Origin of the sequence: Streptomyces albidochromogenes (assembly GCF_005981925.1) — a bacterium.
In the GTDB taxonomy this organism is placed as follows: domain Bacteria; phylum Actinomycetota; class Actinomycetes; order Streptomycetales; family Streptomycetaceae; genus Streptomyces; species Streptomyces albidochromogenes.
Map to the genome: position 1 here is coordinate 1 of NZ_VBVX01000118.1, position 18836 is coordinate 18836.

The 18836-nt window shown below is 69.2% G+C and carries 15 protein-coding genes and 1 pseudogene; 15 read left to right on the forward strand and 1 reads right to left on the reverse strand.

Translation table 11 applies throughout. The features are described from left to right. Positions 1-212 precede the first annotated feature (212 nt). From typA to E2E34_RS17165, 11 genes are all read left to right on the forward strand, one after another. Complete coding sequence (typA, locus tag E2E34_RS17115) at positions 213-2084, forward strand: translational GTPase TypA (RefSeq protein ID WP_138902783.1); 1872 nt, start codon at positions 213-215, stop codon at positions 2082-2084. A 464-nt stretch (positions 2085-2548) separates the two neighbouring features. Further along, positions 2549-4165: a peptide ABC transporter substrate-binding protein gene (locus E2E34_RS17120; RefSeq protein ID WP_138902784.1), complete on the forward strand. Its 1617-nt coding sequence runs from the start codon at positions 2549-2551 to the stop codon at positions 4163-4165. 124 nt (positions 4166-4289) lie between these two features. Next, the gene (locus tag E2E34_RS17125) at positions 4290-5219 is read left to right on the forward strand and encodes an ABC transporter permease (protein WP_138902785.1); all 930 of its coding nucleotides are present in this window, start codon (positions 4290-4292) and stop codon (positions 5217-5219) included. Next, a complete protein-coding gene (locus E2E34_RS17130) occupies positions 5212-6153 on the forward strand; it encodes an ABC transporter permease (RefSeq protein WP_138902786.1) in 942 nt (313 codons plus the stop codon). The genes E2E34_RS17125 and E2E34_RS17130 overlap by 8 nt, the downstream gene beginning before the upstream one ends. A gap of 15 nt (positions 6154-6168) precedes the next feature. Then, positions 6169-7227, forward strand: a complete 1059-nt coding sequence (locus E2E34_RS17135) for an ABC transporter ATP-binding protein (RefSeq protein WP_138902787.1) — start codon at positions 6169-6171, stop codon at positions 7225-7227. Beyond that, positions 7220-8368, forward strand: a complete 1149-nt coding sequence (locus E2E34_RS17140; protein WP_138902788.1) for an ABC transporter ATP-binding protein — start codon at positions 7220-7222, stop codon at positions 8366-8368. Before E2E34_RS17135 ends, E2E34_RS17140 begins: the two co-directional genes overlap by 8 nt. A 185-nt stretch (positions 8369-8553) precedes the next feature. Then, positions 8554-10182 carry a peptide ABC transporter substrate-binding protein gene (locus E2E34_RS17145; RefSeq protein WP_138902789.1) on the forward strand — a complete coding sequence of 543 codons (1629 nt, stop codon included), beginning with the start codon at positions 8554-8556 and terminating at the stop codon, positions 10180-10182. Positions 10183-10224: 42 nt separating this feature from the next. Then, a complete protein-coding gene (locus E2E34_RS17150; RefSeq protein WP_138902790.1) occupies positions 10225-11148 on the forward strand; it encodes an ABC transporter permease in 924 nt (307 codons plus the stop codon). Next, on the forward strand, positions 11141-12160 hold the full coding sequence (locus E2E34_RS17155; RefSeq protein ID WP_138902791.1) for an ABC transporter permease: 1020 nt from the start codon (positions 11141-11143) through the stop codon (positions 12158-12160). Before E2E34_RS17150 ends, E2E34_RS17155 begins: the two co-directional genes overlap by 8 nt. 11 nt (positions 12161-12171) lie before the next feature. Further along, a complete protein-coding gene (locus E2E34_RS17160) occupies positions 12172-13182 on the forward strand; it encodes an ABC transporter ATP-binding protein (RefSeq protein ID WP_138902792.1) in 1011 nt (336 codons plus the stop codon). Then, positions 13175-14236, forward strand: a complete 1062-nt coding sequence (locus E2E34_RS17165; protein WP_138902793.1) for an ABC transporter ATP-binding protein — start codon at positions 13175-13177, stop codon at positions 14234-14236. Before E2E34_RS17160 ends, E2E34_RS17165 begins: the two co-directional genes overlap by 8 nt. A gap of 177 nt (positions 14237-14413) precedes the next feature. Here the strand turns inward: E2E34_RS17165 and E2E34_RS17170 are convergent, their stop codons facing one another. After that, the gene (locus tag E2E34_RS17170) at positions 14414-16543 is read right to left on the reverse strand and encodes a S9 family peptidase (protein ID WP_138902794.1); all 2130 of its coding nucleotides are present in this window, start codon (positions 16541-16543) and stop codon (positions 14414-14416) included. Positions 16544-16710: 167 nt separating this feature from the next. On the opposite strand from E2E34_RS17170, the gene E2E34_RS17175 reads away from it, so the two are divergent. From E2E34_RS17175 to E2E34_RS35935, 4 genes and pseudogenes are all read left to right on the forward strand, one after another. Further along, a complete protein-coding gene (locus tag E2E34_RS17175) occupies positions 16711-16905 on the forward strand; it encodes a hypothetical protein (RefSeq protein WP_138896464.1) in 195 nt (64 codons plus the stop codon). 24 nt (positions 16906-16929) lie between these two features. Next, positions 16930-17811, forward strand: a complete 882-nt coding sequence (mshB, locus tag E2E34_RS17180) for an N-acetyl-1-D-myo-inositol-2-amino-2-deoxy-alpha-D-glucopyranoside deacetylase (RefSeq protein ID WP_138902795.1) — start codon at positions 16930-16932, stop codon at positions 17809-17811. Next, positions 17808-18182, forward strand: coding sequence for a DUF6113 family protein (locus E2E34_RS17185; protein ID WP_138902796.1), 375 nt, complete (start codon positions 17808-17810; stop codon positions 18180-18182). Before mshB ends, E2E34_RS17185 begins: the two co-directional genes overlap by 4 nt. Before the next feature lie 167 nt (positions 18183-18349). Next, positions 18350-18836: pseudogene (locus E2E34_RS35935) on the forward strand (hypothetical protein); the annotation flags it as partial.

Below are 18836 nucleotides of genomic sequence, written 5' to 3' on the forward strand. Positions count from 1 at the left end.
GGTTTTCTGCCGTGCACGTGGGGGTGGTGAGGTGGAGCGGTGCCGGGTCAAGGGGCACACAGCACCTTGCCCGCCGGTGCCCCGGCGGGCAAGGGACTTGAGCCAATCCTGAGGGTTTTGACCTGCTAGTTCTTCCCCCGCCCGGCGGGCGTATGAGGAAACGAACCGAATACGACGCCCGATCCCACGATCGAGAGAAGCGCAACTCACCCATGCCCACGCGCCACGACATCCGTAACGTAGCCATCGTCGCCCACGTCGACCACGGCAAGACCACCCTGGTCGACGCCATGCTCAAGCAGGCGGGCGCCTTCGCCGCGCACGCCGCCGAGAGCCTCGACGACCGCATGATGGACTCGAACGACCTGGAGCGTGAGAAGGGCATCACGATCCTGGCCAAGAACACGGCCGTCAAGTACCACCCCAAGGATGGCGGCGACGTCATCACGATCAACATCATCGACACCCCCGGCCACGCCGACTTCGGTGGCGAGGTCGAGCGCGGCCTGTCGATGGTCGACGCGGTCGTCCTGCTGGTCGACGCCTCCGAGGGCCCGCTGCCGCAGACGCGCTTCGTGCTCCGCAAGGCGCTCCAGGCGAAGATGCCGGTCATCCTGTGCATCAACAAGACGGACCGCCCGGACTCCCGGATCGACGAGGTCGTCAACGAGACGTACGACCTGTTCCTGGACCTCGACGCGGACGAGGAGCAGATCGAGTTCCCGATCGTCTACGCGTGCGCCCGTGACGGCGTCGCCTCGCTGACCAAGCCGGAGGACGGCACCGTCCCCGCCGACAGCGAGAACCTGGAGCCCTTCTTCTCCACCATCCTGGCGCACGTCCCGGCCCCCGAGTACGACGAGGAGGCCCCGCTCCAGGCCCACGTCACCAACCTCGACGCCGACAACTTCCTCGGCCGCATCGCGCTGTGCCGCGTCGAGCAGGGCGAGCTGCGCAAGGGCCAGACCGTCACGTGGATCAAGCGTGACGGCACGATGTCCAACGTCCGCATCACCGAGCTCCTGATGACCGAGGCGCTCACCCGCAAGCCGGCCGAGAAGGCGGGCCCTGGCGACATCTGCGCCATCGCCGGTATCCCGGACATCATGATCGGCGAGACCCTCGCCGACCCCGAGAACCCGATCGCGCTGCCGCTCATCACGGTCGACGAGCCGGCGATCTCCATGACCATCGGTACGAACACCTCGCCGCTGGTCGGCAAGGGCGGCAAGGGCCACAAGGTCACCGCCCGCCAGGTGAAGGACCGCCTGGACAAGGAGCTCATCGGCAACGTCTCGCTCCGCGTCCTGGACACCGAGCGCCCCGACGCCTGGGAGGTCCAGGGCCGCGGTGAGCTCGCGCTGGCGATCCTGGTCGAGCAGATGCGCCGCGAGGGCTTCGAGCTGACCGTCGGCAAGCCCGAGGTCGTCGTGAAGATGGTCGACGGCAAGAAGTACGAGCCGATCGAGCGCATGACGATCGACTCGCCCGAGGAGCACCTCGGCGCCATCACGCAGCTGATGGCGACCCGCAAGGGCCGCATGGAGACCATGACGAACCACGGTTCGGGCTGGATCCGCATGGAGTGGATCGTCCCGTCCCGCGGCCTCATCGGCTTCCGTACGGAGTTCCTGACCCAGACCCGCGGCACCGGCATCGCGCACTCCATCTTCGAGGGCCACGAGCCGTGGTTCGGCGAGCTGCGCACCCGTAACAACGGCTCGCTCGTCGCGGACCGTTCGGGCTCGGTGACGCCGTTCGCGATGATCAACCTCCAGGAGCGGGGTGTGATCTTCGTCGAGGCCGGCACCGAGGTCTACGAGGGCATGATCATCGGTGAGAACTCGCGTTCCGACGACATGGACGTGAACATCACCAAGGAGAAGAAGCTCACCAACATGCGTGCGGCCTCCGCGGACAACACGGAGAACGTCGTGCCCCCGCGCAAGCTCTCGCTGGAGCAGTCGCTGGAGTTCTGCCGCGACGACGAGTGCATCGAGGTGACCCCGGAGACCGTGCGCATCCGCAAGGTCGTCCTGGACCAGAAGGAGCGCGGCCGTACGGCTTCGCGCGCCAAGCGCTGACCCGGGGGCCCCACGGCCCTCCGGAGCGTGCCTGAAGGCCGGTTTCGTCCCTCTGAGGGGGGACGGAACCGGCCTTCCGGTGTATCGGGACCCCCGCTGGGCAGGACATCACCCGACCCCGTGTCAACCGCATTTCGTGAGACGGGTGTCCGGATACCGGGCGCCACTCTCCGGAAGCTGCGTTAACAGTCCGTTTCGCACGTGTCTGTCTGTGATCGCTTTGTCCGGATTTCGGGCAGGTGCGCCCGGTCGATGTTGTCAAAACGAGACCCTTTAAGTGTGGTTTACGGGTCGGGGTTACTTAATAGTTGGCTCCATTGAGCTCGGGTCAATGGGTCACGCACTGTGGGGAGTGCCGACTCACGAGCACACTCGGGGTACATGCGACTCATCGCCGTCAGGGGTGTCGGCGACTGTCTGCGTACCCCTCTTGTAGTGATCAGTGGACTCATGAGGAGGAACCCATGCGCGGTGCCAAGAGCGCCAAGTGGGTCGCAGGTGCGATAGTCGTGGCTCTGTCGGCAACGGCGTGCGGTGGCTCGGACAGCGGCGACACGGAAGCCAAGGAAAAGGGCAAGCCGGCCGGCTACGTCTCGATCGACGTCGGTGAGCCGCAGAAGCCGCTGATTCCGGCCGACACGAACGAGTCGCTCGGCAGCTACGTCATCCAGTCGCTGTTCACGCAGCTGCTCGACTTCGACGCCAACGGCGAGATCGTCTACACGAACGCCGAGTCGGTCGAGACCAAGGACTCGAAGACGTGGACCGTCAAGCTCAAGAAGGGCTGGAAGTTCCACAACGGCGAGGCTGTCACTTCCGAGTCCTACATCAAGGCCTGGAACTGGTACGCCAACATCAAGAACAAGCAGCAGAACGCGTTCTGGTTCGAGGACATCAAGGGCTACGACGACGTCCACCCGGCCAAGGGTGAGCCGAAGGCCGACGCCATGTCCGGCCTGAAGGCCGTGGACGACACCACGTTCACGATCGAGCTGTCGAAGCCGGTCCCGTACTTCAACTACAAGCTCGGCTACACGACTTGGGCCCCGCTGCCCGAGACGTTCTACGCCGACCCGAAGGCGTTCGGCCAGAAGCCCGTCGGCAACGGCCCCTACGTCTTCGAGAAGTGGGACCACAAGAAGCTCATCCAGGTCAAGGCCAACCCGGACTACCAGGGTCCGAACAAGGCCCAGAACAAGGGTGTCCTCTTCAAGAACTACGCGACCGTCGAGGCCGCGTACCAGGACCTCCTGTCCGGCAACCTGGACATGATCCGCCAGATCGGCCCGAAGGACCTGCCGAAGTACAAGCAGGACCTGGGCGACCGCGCGATCGACCAGGAGTACGCGGCGATGCAGTCCATCGTCCCGACCTTCTACAGCAAGACCTTCAAGAACATCGACCCGAAGGTCCTGCAGGGTCTGTCGATGGGCATCGACCGCGAGACGATCACCAAGACGGTGCTCAACGGTTCGCGTACGCCGGCCACGAGCTTCACGCCGAAGGGCGTCGAGGGCAACCAGGCCCTGGACACCGACGTGTTCAAGTTCGACGCCGCCAAGGCGAAGAAGCTCGTCACCGAGGGCGGCGGCGTCCCGGGCAACAAGATCTGGATCCAGTACAACGCCGACGGCGGCCACAAGGAGTGGGTGACCGCGGTCTGCGAGTCCATCCGCAACTCCACCGGGGTCGACTGCCTCCCGGACGCGAAGCCGGACTTCCAGACGGACCTCGAGGCTCGTGACAACGACGAGGTCAAGTCCTTCTACCGCGGTGGCTGGGTGGCGGACTACCCGCTGAACGTCAACTTCATGCGGGAGCTGTACGGCACGACCGCCGAGGCGAACAACGGCCGCTTCTCCAACAAGAAGATCGACGCCGCGTTCAAGAAGGGCGACAACGCCAAGTCCCTGGAAGAGTCGATCAAGCTCTACCAGGACGCCGAGAAGATGGTGCTCGACGAGATGCCCGCCATCCCGCTGTGGCAGTACCGCACCAACGGTGGACACTCGAAGGCTGTCGACAACGTGAAGGTTGACTTCCACGGCGACTACGAAGTCACCGGCGTCACCGTCAAGTAGTTCGCAGCCTGCGGGCCACCCCCCACTCGGTCAGTACCCGCCACCGCACCGGCGGTAGGCACGGGGGCCGTTCCCTCGATCAGGGAGCGGCCCCCGTGCCGCAGTTATCCACACGGAGGCAAACATGGGGCGTTATGTCGCGCGGCGACTGCTCCAGATGATCCCGGTCTTCCTCGGGTCAACCTTGCTGGTCTTTTTGATGATGTACGCCCTGCCCGGCGACCCCGTGCGCGCGCTCGCCGGCGAGCAGGCCGTGGATCAAGCGCAGATCGCCCAGGTCAAGAAGGACCTCGGGCTCGATCTGCCGATCTGGCAGCAGTACTGGAACTACCTGAGCGGCCTGTTCCAGGGCGACTTCGGCACCCAGATCGCCACCCAGCGTCCGGTCGCCGACGTGATCGCGGACGCGTTCCCGATCACCGTCCGGCTGGCCCTGTTCGCCTTCGCCTTCACGGTGATCGTCGGCATCTCCATGGGCGTGTTCGCCGGTCTGAAGGCCGACACCCTGCGGGACCGGGGTCTGCTGGTGCTGACGCTCCTGCTGATCTCCGTGCCGTCCTTCGTGCTCGGCTTCCTCGCCCAGTACTTCTTCGCCCACGAGCTCGGCTGGGTCGAACCGAACGTGAGCGCCGTGGCGGCCTCGCAGGAGCTGATCCTGCCCGCCGTCGTCCTCGGTTCGCTCTCCCTCGCGTACGTCGCCCGGCTCACCCGTACGTCGGTCGCGGAGAACCTGCGCTCGGACTACATGCGTACGGCGGTCGCCAAGGGACTGCCCAAGCGCCGCATCATCGGCGTTCACCTGATGCGCAACTCCATGATCCCCGTGGTCACCTTCCTCGGCACCGACATCGGCACCCTCATGGGCGGCGCGGTCGTGACGGAGGGCATCTTCAACGTCCAGGGCGTCGGTTACAACGTCTTCCAGGCGCTGAAGTCGCGCGAGGGTTCCACGGTGGTGGGCATCGTCACCCTCATCGTGGTCGTCTATCTCGTCAGCAGCCTGATCGTCGACCTGCTCTACGCGGTCCTGGACCCGAGGATCCGTTATGCCTGAGGCGCTCGAAACCCCCGTCAAGGACGCGACCCAGCCGGGCAGCGTACCGGCCGCCGAGAGCAAGCCGGAGAAGGCCCGCAGTCTGTGGTCGGACGCCTGGCACGACCTGCGGCGCAACCCGCTGTTCGTGATCTCCGCGATCCTGATCGTCTTCCTGCTGACCATGGCCGCCTTCCCCGGCCTGTTCACCAGCGCCGACCCCCGGCACGCGGACCTCGCCAACCACTATCTGCAGAAGCCGAAGTGGGGCAACTTCTTCGCCCCGGACTGGTTCGGTTACGACGTCCAGGGCCGCTCGATCTACGCCCGCGTCATCTACGGCGCCCGCGCCTCCATCGCCGTGGGCGTCATCGTGACCGTGCTCGTCACCATCGTCGGTACGGTGACGGGCATGCTCGCCGGCTACTTCGGCGGCTGGATCGACACACTGCTGTCCCGGATCACGGACATCTTCTTCGGTGTCCCGTTCATCCTCGGCGCGATGGTGGTGCTGACCTCCTTCGAGGAGCGCCACGTGTACGTCGTGATCCTGGCGCTCGCGTTCCTGGGCTGGACCCAGATCGCGCGGGTCGCCCGCGGTTCGGTCATCACGATCAAGCAGGCCGACTACGTGATGGCGGCGAAGGCGCTCGGCGCCTCCACCACCCGCATCCTGCTCCGGCACATCCTGCCCAACGCGATGGCCCCGGTGATCGTGGTCGCCACCATCGCGCTCGGCGGTTACATCTCGGCCGAGGCCACGCTGTCCTTCCTGGGCATCGGTCTCGCCGAGCCGACCGTCTCGTGGGGCGTCGACATCTCGTCGGGCCAGGAGCAGCTGCGCAACGCGGCCTTCGTCCTGATCATCCCGTCGATCATGGTGTCGATCACTGTCCTGGCCTTCATCATGCTCGGCGATGCGGTACGCAACGCCCTCGACCCCAAGCTGCGCTGAGGGAGGCGTACGTACATGACCATCATCGACAAGACGGCGGATGTTCCCGCCCCCCGGGGTTCGACGGAGAACAGCGGACCGCTGCTCGACGTCCGCGACCTGCACGTGGAGTTCAAGACCCGCGACGGTGTCGTCAAAGCCGTCAACGGCGTCAACTACAGCGTCAGCGCCGGTGAGACGCTCGCCGTGCTCGGCGAGTCCGGTTCCGGCAAGTCCGTGACGGCGCAGGCCATCATGGGCATCCTCGACATGCCGCCCGGCCGCATCCCGCAGGGAGAGATCCTCTTCCGCGGCGAGGACATGCTGACCATGGGCTACGAGGAGCGGCGCAAGATCCGCGGCCAGAAGATCGCGATGATCTTCCAGGACGCGCTGTCGTCCCTCAACCCGGTGCTGACCGTCGGCTACCAGCTCGCCGAGATGTTCCGCGTCCACCAGGGCCTGTCCAAGAAGGACGCCAAGGCCAAGGCCATCGAGCTGATGGACCGCGTGCGCATCCCGGCGGCGAAGGAGCGGGTCAACGACTACCCGCACCAGTTCTCCGGCGGTATGCGCCAGCGCATCATGATCGCGATGGCGCTGGCCCTGGAGCCGGACCTGATCATCGCGGACGAGCCCACCACGGCGCTCGACGTGACCGTCCAGGCCCAGGTCATGGACCTGCTCGCGGAGCTTCAGCGCGAGTACAACATGGGTCTGATCCTGATCACCCACGACCTCGGCGTCGTCGCCGACGTCGCGGACAAGATCGCGGTCATGTACGCGGGCCGGATCGTCGAGACCGCCCCGGTCCACGAGCTGTACAAGCGCCCCGCGCACCCGTACACCCGTGGTCTGCTGGACTCGATCCCGCGCCTGGACCAGAAGGGCCAGGAGCTCTACGCGATCAAGGGCCTGCCGCCCAACCTGCTGAAGATCCCGACCGGTTGCGCGTTCAACCCGCGCTGCCCCAAGGCGCAGGACATCTGCCGCACCGACGTGCCGCCGCTGCTGTCGGTGACCGAGCGGGACGGCGGCGAGCTGCCGGGCCGCCACAGTGCGTGCCATTTCTGGAAGGAGCAGATCCATGGCTGAGCTGAAGAAGAACGAGGCTGCCGTGGACGCGACCCCCAACGTCATGCCGGTCGAGACCGTCGACGCCTCCACCACCCAGGAGGCCGTCGCCGCGATCGAGGCCCCGGTCGAGCGCGGGGAGCCGATCCTCCAGGTGCGCAACCTGGTCAAGCACTTCCCGCTGACCCAGGGCATCCTGTTCAAGAAGCAGATCGGCGCGGTCAAGGCCGTCGACGGGATCTCCTTCGACCTGTACCAGGGCGAGACGCTCGGCATCGTGGGCGAGTCCGGCTGCGGCAAGTCCACGGTCGCCAAGCTCCTGATGACGCTGGAGACGGCTACGGCCGGCGAGGTCTTCTTCAAGGGCCAGGACATCACCAAGCTGTCCGGGCGCGCGCTGAAGGCGGTCCGCCGCAACATCCAGATGGTGTTCCAGGACCCGTACACGTCGCTCAACCCCCGCATGACGGTCGGCGACATCATCGGTGAGCCCTTCGACATCCACCCCGAGGTGGCCCCGAAGGGCGACCGGCGCCGCAAGGTCCAGGAGCTCCTGGACGTGGTGGGCCTGAACCCGGAGTACATCAACCGGTACCCGCACCAGTTCTCCGGCGGCCAGCGCCAGCGCATCGGCATCGCCCGCGGCCTCGCGCTCCAGCCGGAGATCATCATCTGCGACGAGCCGGTGTCGGCGCTGGACGTGTCCGTCCAGGCGCAGGTCATCAACCTGATGGAGAAGCTCCAGGACGAGTTCAACCTGTCCTACCTCTTCATCGCGCACGACCTGTCGATCGTCCGGCACATCTCCGACCGGGTCGGCGTCATGTACCTCGGCAAGATGGCCGAGATCGGTACGGACACGCAGATCTACGACCACCCGACGCACCCCTACACCCAGGCGCTGCTGTCGGCGGTCCCGGTCCCCGACCCGGAGGCCCGCGAGGGCCGCGAGCGGATCATCCTCACCGGTGACGTCCCGTCGCCGGCGAACCCGCCGTCCGGCTGCCGGTTCCGTACCCGCTGCTGGAAGGCGCAGGACAAGTGCGCGGAGGAGGTGCCGCTGCTCGCGGTGCCCGAGCGCTTCAAGTCCTCGGACACCCCGGCGGCCCACGAGTCGGCCTGCCACTTCGCGGAGGAGAAGGACGTCGTGCACGCGGCGTAGAGCTCCAGGCGGTACGTACACGGGGCGCCCCGGACCGACTCGGTCCGGGGCGCCTTCGGCTGTCCGGGTGGCCGGGAACGCCTGGTCGGGCCCGGCGCGCGAACGGGTCCCGTTGAAGTGCGGTATGGGGTCCTCTGGGGTGGTATGGGTGCTACGTGAGACCTGAAGACCCGAGGAGGGACTCCATGCGCACAGCCGCGCTCGCCCAGTGGACGGCCTGCGCCGTCGTCGTCGCCCTCGCGGCGACGGCCTGCGGCGGTGGTGACAACGGCGGCGGTGGCGGCGCGTCGGGGGTGGTCCGTTCCTCGTGGGGCGATCCGGCGAACCCGCTGGAGCCCGCGAACACCAACGAGGTGCAGGGCGGCAAGGTCCTCGACCTGCTCTTCCGCGGTCTCAAGCGGTACGACCCGAAGACCGGCGAGGCCAAGGACATGCTCGCCGAGAAGATCACCACCACGGACTCGCGGAACTTCACGATCACCGTGAAGGACGGCTGGACCTTCAGCAACGGCGAGAAGGTCACCGCCAAGTCCTTCGTCGACGCCTGGAACTACGGCGCCCACCTGGAGAACAACCAGCGCAACGCCTACTTCTTCGGCTACATCGAGGGGTACGACAAGGTCCACCCCGAGAAGGGCAGGGCCACCGCCGACACCCTCTCCGGCCTGCGGGTGAAGGACGCGCGGAGTTTCACCGTCCGGCTCACCCAGAAGTTCTCCACCTGGCCCGAGACGCTCGGTTACGCCGCCTTCGCCCCGCTCCCCAGGGCGTTCTTCGACGACCACGACGCCTGGCTCGCCAAGCCCGTCGGCAACGGCCCGTACACCGTCGAGGCGTACGCCAGGGGCTCGCAGATGACCCTGCGCAAGTGGGAGGAGTACCCGGGCCCCGACAAGGCGCGCAACGGCGGCGTGGACCTCCAGGTCTTCACCGACAACAACACCGCCTACACGGCCCTCACCGCGGGCAACCTCGACCTCGTCGACGACGTGCCGGCCTCCCAGCTGAAGAACGTACGGGCCGACCTCGGCGACCGGTACATCAACAACCCGGCCGGCATCATCCAGACCCTCGCCTTCCCCTACTACGACGAGCGGTGGAACGCCGACGGAATGGAGAAGGTCCGCAAGGGCCTGTCCATGGCGATCAACCGGCAGCAGATCACCGACACGATCTTCCAGAAGACCCGTACCCCCGCCAAGGACTGGACGTCACCGGTGCTCACGGCGGAGGGCGGCTTCGACGACGCGCTGTGCGGCGAGGCGTGCGAGTTCAAGCCGGCGGAGGCGAAGAAGCTGGTAGCCGAGGGCGGCGGCATCCCCGGCGGCACGCTCAAGATCACCTTCAACGCGGACACCGGGTCCCACCGCGACTGGGTCGACGCCGTCTGCAACAGCATCAACAACGCGCTGGGCGACGACAGGGCGTGCACGGGCAACCCGGTCGGCACCTTCGCCGACTTCCGCAGCCAGATCACCGACCGCAAGATGACGGGCCCCTTCCGGGCCGGCTGGCAGATGGACTACCCGCTGGTGCAGAACTTCCTCCAGCCGCTGTACTACACGAACGCCTCGTCCAACGACGGCAAATGGACCAACGAGGAGTTCGACGGGCTCGTCGACCAGGCCAACGCCGAGTCCGACCCGGTGAAGGCCGTCGAGAAGTTCAAGGCGGCGGAGAAGGTCGCACGCGACCAGATGGCCGCCATCCCGCTCTGGTACCAGAACGGCAGCGCCGGCTACTCCGACCGGATCTCCAACGTGGCCCTCAACCCCTTCAGCGTCCCCGTCTACCACGAGATCACGGTCAACTGACACCGGGCCAGGAGCCGGCGCCCCCTTCTGAGGAGCCCACCCATGGGACGTTACGCGATCCGGCGTCTGCTGCAGATGATCCCGGTCTTCTTCGGCGCCACCCTGCTCATCTTCCTGATGGTCAACGTCATGGGCGACCCCGTGGCGGGCCTCTGCGGCGACCGCGAGTGCGACCCCGCGACCGCCGCCCGGCTGCGATCGGAGTTCGGCCTCGACCAGCCCGTGTGGCAGCAGTACGCGACGTACATGGGCAACGTATTCAGCGGCGACTTCGGGACCGCCTTCAACGGGCAGAAGGTCACCGAGCTGATGGGCAGCGCGTTCCCCGTCACCATCCGGCTGACGCTCGTCGCGATCGTCTTCGAGGTCGTCATCGGCATCAGCCTCGGCGTGCTCACCGGCCTGCGCCGCGGCCGCCCCGCCGACACCGGCGTGCTGCTGATGACCCTCGTCGTCATCTCGATCCCCACCTTCGTCACCGGCCTGCTGCTCCAGCTGCTGCTCGGCGTGAAGTGGGGGGTCGTCAAGCCGGCCGTGTCGTCCGCGGCCACGGTCGACGAACTCCTGGTCCCCGGCCTGGTGCTGGCCTCCGTGTCCCTGGCGTACGTCACCCGCCTCACCCGGACGTCCGTCGCCGAGAACTCCCGCGCCGACTACGTCCGCACCGCCGTCGCCAAGGGACTGCCCAGGCGGCGGGTCGTCTCCCGCCATCTGCTGCGCAACTCGCTGATCCCCGTCGTCACCTTCATCGGCACGGACGTGGGCGCCCTGATGGGCGGCGCGATCGTCACCGAGCGGATCTTCAACATCCACGGCGTCGGCTACCAGCTCTATCAGGGCATCCTGCGCCAGAGCTCCCAGACGGTCGTCGGGTTCGTGACCGTCCTGGTGCTCGTCTTCCTGCTGGCGAACCTGCTCGTCGACCTCCTGTACGCCGTACTCGACCCGAGGATCCGGTATGCCTGAGCCCTTCTACGAGCCCGACGCGGCGGTCGAGGCGGTCGCGGCGGCCGGAGCCGGGGGAGCGACGGACTTCGCCGTGGACGGGGGCCGGACGCCGCGGAAGACGCCCGAGGGCGGGCCGCAGGGCACCGGGCCCGTCGGGCCGGACCCGTCAGCCGCCTCCGGCGAACGGGCGCGCAGTCTGTGGTCCGACGCCTGGCGCGACCTGCGCGGCAACCCGGTCTTCATCGTCTCCGGGCTCGTCATCGCCTTCCTCGTCGTCATCTCCGTCTGGCCGTCCCTCATCGCGAGCGGCAACCCGCTCCAGTGCGACCTGGCCAGGGCCCAGCAGGGCTCCCAGCCCGGCCATCCCTTCGGCTTCAACGGCCAGGGCTGCGACGTCTACACGCGCACGGTCTACGGGGCCAGGACCTCCGTCACCGTCGGCGTCTGCGCCACCCTCGGCGTCGCCCTGCTCGGCAGCGTCCTCGGCGGGCTCGCCGGCTTCTTCGGCGGCGCCTGGGACGCCCTGCTGTCCCGTGTCACCGATGTCTTCTTCGGCATCCCCGTCGTCCTCGGCGGCCTCGTCTTCCTGTCCGTCGTCACCAGCACCACCGTCTGGCCGGTGATCGGTTTCATCGTCCTGCTCGGGTGGCCGCAGATCGCCCGCATCGCCCGCGGCTCGGTCATCACCGTCAAGCAGAACGACTACGTGCAGGCGGCGCGGGCGCTCGGCGCGAGCAACGCGCGGATGCTGCTGCGGCACGTCACGCCCAACGCCGTCGCCCCGGTCATCGTCGTGGCGACCATCGCCCTCGGTACGTACATCTCGCTGGAGGCGACCCTCTCGTACCTCGGCGTCGGCCTGAAGCCGCCCACCGTGTCGTGGGGCATCGACCTCTCCGCCGCCTCGCCGTACGTCCGCAACGCCCCGCACATGCTGCTCTGGCCGGCGGGCGCGCTCGCGGTCACCGTGCTCGCGTTCATCATGCTCGGCGACGCGGTGCGCGACGCCCTCGACCCGAAGCTGCGCTGAGGAGCCCGCCCATGACCGCCACACCCGGCACACCCGACGCGTCGCCCGTACTGCTGGACGTGCGCGACCTGCACGTGGAGTTCCGTACGCGCGACGGGGCCGCCCGGGCCGTCAACGGCGTCACCTACTCCGTCGCCGAGGGCGAGACGCTCGCCGTGCTGGGCGAGTCCGGCTCGGGCAAGTCCGTCACCGCGCAGGCCGTCATGGGCATCCTCGACGTGCCGCCGGGGAGGATCACGGGCGGCGAGATCCGCTTCCAGGGCCGTGACCTGCTCACGCTCAAGGAGGACGAGCGGCGCAAGGTCAGGGGCCGGGAGATGGCCATGATCTTCCAGGACGCGCTGTCCTCCCTCAACCCCGTGCTCAGCGTCGGCGAGCAGCTGGGCGAGATGTTCGTCGTCCACCGGGGAATGTCCCGCAAGGACGCGAGGAACAAGGCCGTCGAGCTGATGGACCGGGTCCGCATCCCGGCGGCCCGGGAACGGGTCGGGCAGTACCCGCACCAGTTCTCCGGCGGCATGCGCCAGCGCATCATGATCGCGATGGCGCTGGCCCTCGAACCCGCGCTGATCATCGCGGACGAACCGACGACCGCGCTGGACGTGACCGTGCAGGCCCAGGTCATGGACCTGCTCGCGGACCTGCGGCGCGAACTCGCCATGGGGCTCATCCTCATCACGCACGACCTGGGGGTCGTCGCGGACGTCGCCGACAAGATCGCCGTGATGTACGCGGGGCGGATCGTGGAGAGCGCGCCGGTCCACGACATCTACAAGGCGCCGGCCCACCCGTACACCAAGGGCCTGCTCGAATCCATCCCGCGCCTCGACCAGAAGGGCCAGGAGCTGTACGCCATCAAGGGCCTGCCGCCGAACCTGCTGCGCATCCCGCCCGGCTGCGCCTTCCACCCGCGCTGCCCGCTGGCCCGTGACGTGTGCCGGACGGACGAACCGCCGCTGTACGACGTGCCGGACGGGCGCGGCAGCGCGTGCCACTTCTGGCAGGAGACGCTCCATGGCTGAGCCGGCCGGGCGGCACGAGGCGATCCTCGAAGTCCGCGGGCTGCACAAGCACTACCCGCTCACCCAGGGCATCGTCCTCAAGAGGCAGGTCGGGGCGGTCAGGGCGGTCGACGGCGTCGACCTCGACCTGGCGGCGGGCGAGACCCTCGGCATCGTGGGGGAGTCTGGCTGCGGCAAGTCGACGCTCGCCAGGCTGCTCGTCCATCTGGAGCGGCCGACGGCCGGGGTGATCCGCTACAAGGGCGAGGACATCACGAAGCTGTCGGGGCGGGCGCTGAAGGCGGTGCGGCGCAACATCCAGATGGTCTTCCAGGACCCGTACACCGCGCTCAACCCCCGGATGACGGTGGGCGACATCATCGGGGAGCCGTACGAGATCCATCCCGAGGTGGCGCCCAAGGGCGACCGGCGCCAGAAGGTCCAGGACCTGCTCGACGTGGTCGGGCTGAACCCGGAGTACCTCAACCGCTATCCGCACCAGTTCAGCGGCGGTCAGCGCCAGCGCATCGGCATCGCGCGCGGGCTGGCGCTCCGGCCGGAGATCATCGTGGCGGACGAGCCGGTCTCCGCGCTGGACGTGTCGGTCCAGGCGCAGGTCGTCAACCTGCTGGACAGGCTCCAGGACGAGTTCGCTCTGAGCTACGTCTTCATCGCCCACGACCTGTCGATCGTGCGGCACATCTCCGACCGGGTGGGGGTGATGTACCTGGGGCGGATCGTCGAGACCGGCAAGGACGCCGAGATCTACGACCACCCCACGCACCCCTACACGCAGGCGCTGCTGTCCGCCGTGCCGGTGCCGGACCCGACGGCGCGCGAGCACCGCGAGCGGATTCTGCTGACCGGCGACGTCCCGTCGCCCGCGAACATCCCCTCCGGCTGCCGGTTCCGCACCCGGTGCTGGAAGGCGCGGGAGCGGTGCGCGCACGAGGTGCCGCCGCTGGCGGTGCCGGCGGCGTTCCGGGACGACCGGTCCCCGGCGGCGCACGACTCGGCGTGCCACTTCGCGCAGGAGAAGCACGTGGTGCCGGTGGAGCCGGGGCCGGTGGTGTGAGCAGGCGTCAAGCTCGTTAACACACAGGCAACTTGAGCGAAGCATCACCGATATGCGGACGCGCCATGCTGCACAGCGTACGGCCGTGCGGGTGCCGTCGCCCGGCCGGGGACGCCTCCATGACGCCCCCGGCCGGGTGCCCCCCGGCTCCCCGGGATCTCCGGCGGCCCCGGGGGCCTACTTCATCCCGAGCGACCGTCGCAGGAAGTCCACCTGGAGCAGCAGCAGGTTCTCCGCCACCTGCTCCTGCGGCGTCATGTGCGTCACCCCGGACAGCGGCAGCACCTCGTGCGGCCGCCCGGCGGCCAGCAGCGCCGACGACAGCCGCAGTGTGTGCGCCATCACCACGTTGTCGTCCGCGAGGCCGTGGACGATCATCAGCGGCCGGTGCACGTCGGCCGGCTGCGACAACCCGTCGTCGGTGACGAGCGAGTTGGCGGCGTACACCTGCGGCTGCTCGCCCGGGTCACCGAGGTAGCGCTCCGTGTAGTGCGTGTCGTACAGCCGCCAGTCGGTGACGGGCGCCCCCGCGATCCCCGCGTGGAAGACGTCGGGACGGCGCAGCACCGCGAGCGCCGCCAGGTAGCCGCCGTACGACCAGCCCCGGATCGCGACCCGGCCGAGATCCAGCGGGAAGTCCTCGGCCAGCGCGTGCAGCGCCTCGACCTGGTCGTCGAGCGTGAGCGGGAACGCGTCCCTGATCTCCTTCTCCCAGCCGGGGGAGTGTCCCGGCGTCCCCCGTCCGTCGGCGACGATCACCGCGAAACCCTGGTCGGCGAACCACTGGGACGTGAGGTACGCGTTGTGCGCGGCAACGACGCGCCGTGCGTGCGGTCCTCCGTACGGGTCCATCAGCACCGGAAGCGGCCCGTCTGCCTCCGTATAGCCCGCGGGGAGCAGAACGGCGCACGGAATCCTCCGCGCGCCCCCCTCCAGGAGCCGTACGCGCGCCGTCAGGACCGGCTCCTCGGCGTACGACGCCACCACCACCTCACGCCTGCCGTCGCGCAGCACCCGCACCACCGTGCCGCTGCTTTCCGGCCGCGCCGAGGCCAGTACGGTCACCCCGCCCGACCGCACCGCTGAGTGCACCCCCGCGCCCTGCGAAAGCCGTTCCACGCCCAGCTCGTTCACCCGGTAGACGTGCACCTCACCCGTCTCAGCGCCGGCGGCCTCCGCCCCGGCCGAGGCGGAGACCAGCACGTCGTCGGCCGAGACGTCCAGGACCGCCCGGACCTGCAACTGCGGCCCGGTCAACGCCCGGTCGCCGACGGTCAGCACCCGCGCCCCGCCCTCGTCGGCGATCCGCACGAGCCGCCCGTCCGGCGCCCAGACGGGCACGCCGTCGAAAAGTTCCAGCCACACCGCGTCCTCGTCCACATGCACGGTCCGCGTCGCACCGGTCGCGGGATCCACCGCCAGGTACAGCTGGCCGCGCTGGTCACGCGCCTGCACGAGCAGCAGCGGAGCACCCGCCTCCGACCAGTGCACCCGTGCCAGGTACGGGAACCGGGCGCGGTCCCACACCACCTCGGTGCGCTCGGCCCCCTCGTCCAGGCCGTACAGGAACAGCCGCACCTGCGCGTTGGGCGTCCCCGCCGCCGGGTAGGCGACCCGCGCGGGCTCGCTGTGCGGGTTGGCCGGATCCGAGATCCACCAGCGCTCCACGGCCGCGTCGTCCGCGCGGGCGACCAGCAGCCGGTCCGACTCCGGCGACCACCAGAAGCCGCGCGAGCGGCCCATCTCCTCGGCCGCCACGAACTCCGCCAGGCCGTACGTCGTGCCCTCGTCCTCCGGCTCGGCGAGCGCCCGGTCGCCGTCGCCCTCGGCCCCGATCACCCGCAGGGCGCCCCCGGCGACGTACGCGATGCGCCGGCCGTCCGGCGAGGGCCGGGGATCGAGCACCGGACCGGCCGCCGGCAGCTCGCGCGCGGTGCCGGCCCGCAGCTCCGCCGCGAACAGCCGCCCGGACAGGCCGAACGCCGCCAGCTCGACCGCCGCGTCCACGGCGTAGCCGACGATCCCGGCCGAGCCCTCCCGGCTGCGCTCGCGCCGTGCCCTCTCCCGCGCCGACAGCTCCTCGGCGGCGCCGCCGAGGAGCTCCCCGGGGTCGGCCGCGATGCGCTCCCGCGCGCCCCCCTCCAGGTCGAGCACCCAGAGCCGGTTCGCCCGGTCGGTGCCGGACGAAGAACGCAGGAACACCACACGAGCCCCGTCCGGCGACACGGTGAACGCCCGTGGCGCCCCCAGGGTGAAGCGCTGCGTCCTCGCGTGCTGCCGGGGGAAGGAGAGCTGATTCGACGTCATATGCCCGAAGCTACCGTCCGGTGGCAACTCCATGCGCCCCTCGTGCTGCCGTGCACCGATCAATGCGTACGCACGGATAGTTATGATCCGTAGCGCTTGGTGGGTATGAACCTGCTGGCGAATGTCCGCATGCCCTTTTCGACCCGATTAAGTGGAGGTGAACCGCCGTGGCACTCTCGATTTCGGCGGTAGTGCTGTTGGCGATCATCGTCATCCTGATGGTCCGGAAATCGGGTCTCAAAGCCGGACACGCGGTGGTCTGCGTACTCCTCGGCTTCTACCTCGCCAGCTCGTCCATCGCGCCCACGATCAACGAACTGACCACGAACGTGGCCGGGATGATCGGCGGCATCAAGTTCTGAGCGCGGCCTCGTAGGGTGGTCCCCATGACGGACCACCCAGCCCGTCGTCTGCTTCTGGTGCACGCGCACCCCGACGACGAGTCGATCAACAACGGCGCCACCATGGCCAGGTACGCCGCCGAGGGCGCCGGGGTCACCCTGGTGACCTGCACCCTCGGCGAGGAGGGCGAGGTCATCCCGCCCGCCCTCGCGCACCTGGCCGCCGACCGCGACGACACCCTCGGCGCCCACCGCGTCGCCGAACTGGCCGCCGCGATGAAGGAACTGGGGGTCACCGACCACCGCTTCCTCGGCGGCCCCGGCCGGTTCCGCGACTCCGGGATGATGGGCGCCCCGCAGAACCACCGCGAGGGCGCCTTCTGGGCCGCGCCGGTGGACGAGGCGGCGGCGTACCTGGTCGAGGTGATCCGTTCCGTACGCCCGCAGGTGCTCGTCACCTACGACCCGGACGGCGGCTACGGCCACCCGGACCACATCCAGGCGCACCGCGTCGCCATGCGCGCCGCCGACCTCGCGGCCGAGCCCGGCTTCCGCCCGGACCTCGGAACCCCCCACGCGATCGCCAAGATCTACTGGAACCGGGTGCCGCGCGCCTACGCACAGGACGGCTTCGCCCGCCTGAGCGCGGCCACCGTGAGCTTCCCCGGCACCGCCGCCGTGGACGACATCCCGGGAGTGGTCGACGACGCGGTGATCACCACCGAGATCGACGGCACCGCGTACGCCGCCGCCAAGAGGGCCGCGATGCGCGCCCACGCCACCCAGATCGCCGTGGAGGGCGACTTCTTCGCCCTCTCCAACAACCTCGGCCAGCCCGTCCTGATCACGGAGTACTACGAACTCGTACGCGGGGAACGGCCCGCCGGCGGCCGCGAGAGCGACCTCTTCGCGGGAGTGACGTCATGACCACGACCCCGGCGCGCGCCGGCGCCTACGTCCTGCTCCTCGTGCTGGGCGCGCTCACCGGCGCGGCGGGCGTCCTCGTCCACGCGGCGTGGTTCCCCGGCGGCCTGCTGCTGGCACTGCTCGCCGCGGCGGGACTCTTCTGCGGCGCCCTGTACGCCACGGGCACCCGGTCCGGCGTCGGCGCGGCGGCCGCCGGATGGCTCCTGGCCATCGTCCTGCTGACCGTCAGCCGCCCCGAGGGCGACCTGCTCATCGGCGGCAGCCCCGCGTCGTACGCCTTCATGCTGGGCGGCATGGCCGTGGCTGTGATCTGCGCCACGATGCTGCGGCTGCCGTCAGAGGGCGCGGTGAGCGCCCGACTTGGCAAATGACGTACCACTTGAGTCGGTGAGTCCGTCGTCCACGCACGGCCCTCACCAGCCCGTCGCCAAGGGGGCGGGGCATGTGCCGGCGGCGGCCAGTATGGTGGTGCGCGCCGCCGAGCCGCCCGCAGTACCAGGTAAGAGCGGGCGAGCGGAGCTAACCGGGAGAACCTGCCTTGAGTCGTGAAACTGACAGTTCGTCCTCCGGCCCCCAGGGGCGTGGCGGAGCCGCGTACCCCTCGGGTACGCCGCCGTACGGATCCCGCCAGTATCCGTCGTCGCACCCCGGGCAGGACGGTCCGGAGGGCCCCGAGGCCGCCGGACAGGCGGAACCGGACGAGCCCAGGACCGAGACCACGCTGACCACGCGCATCCGGATCAACATCCCCGGGTCGCGGCCGATCCCGCCGGTCGTCATGCGCACGCCCATGGGCGACGTGGAGCCGCCGTCCTCGCCCGCGAACGGGGAGCGCACCGGCAGTACGCCGCGCCCGCCCGAGCCCGCGCGGGACGCCGCGCCGCGCGACGAGCCGGTTTCCGGCGCGGCTTCCGGCCCCGCCGCCGACTCCGGTGCCGGCTCAGGTTCCGGTGCCGGTTCCGGCGAGGACAAGCCGCCGGCCAGCGACTGGTTCGCGCCGCGCAAGTCGTCGGCCGCCCCCGCCC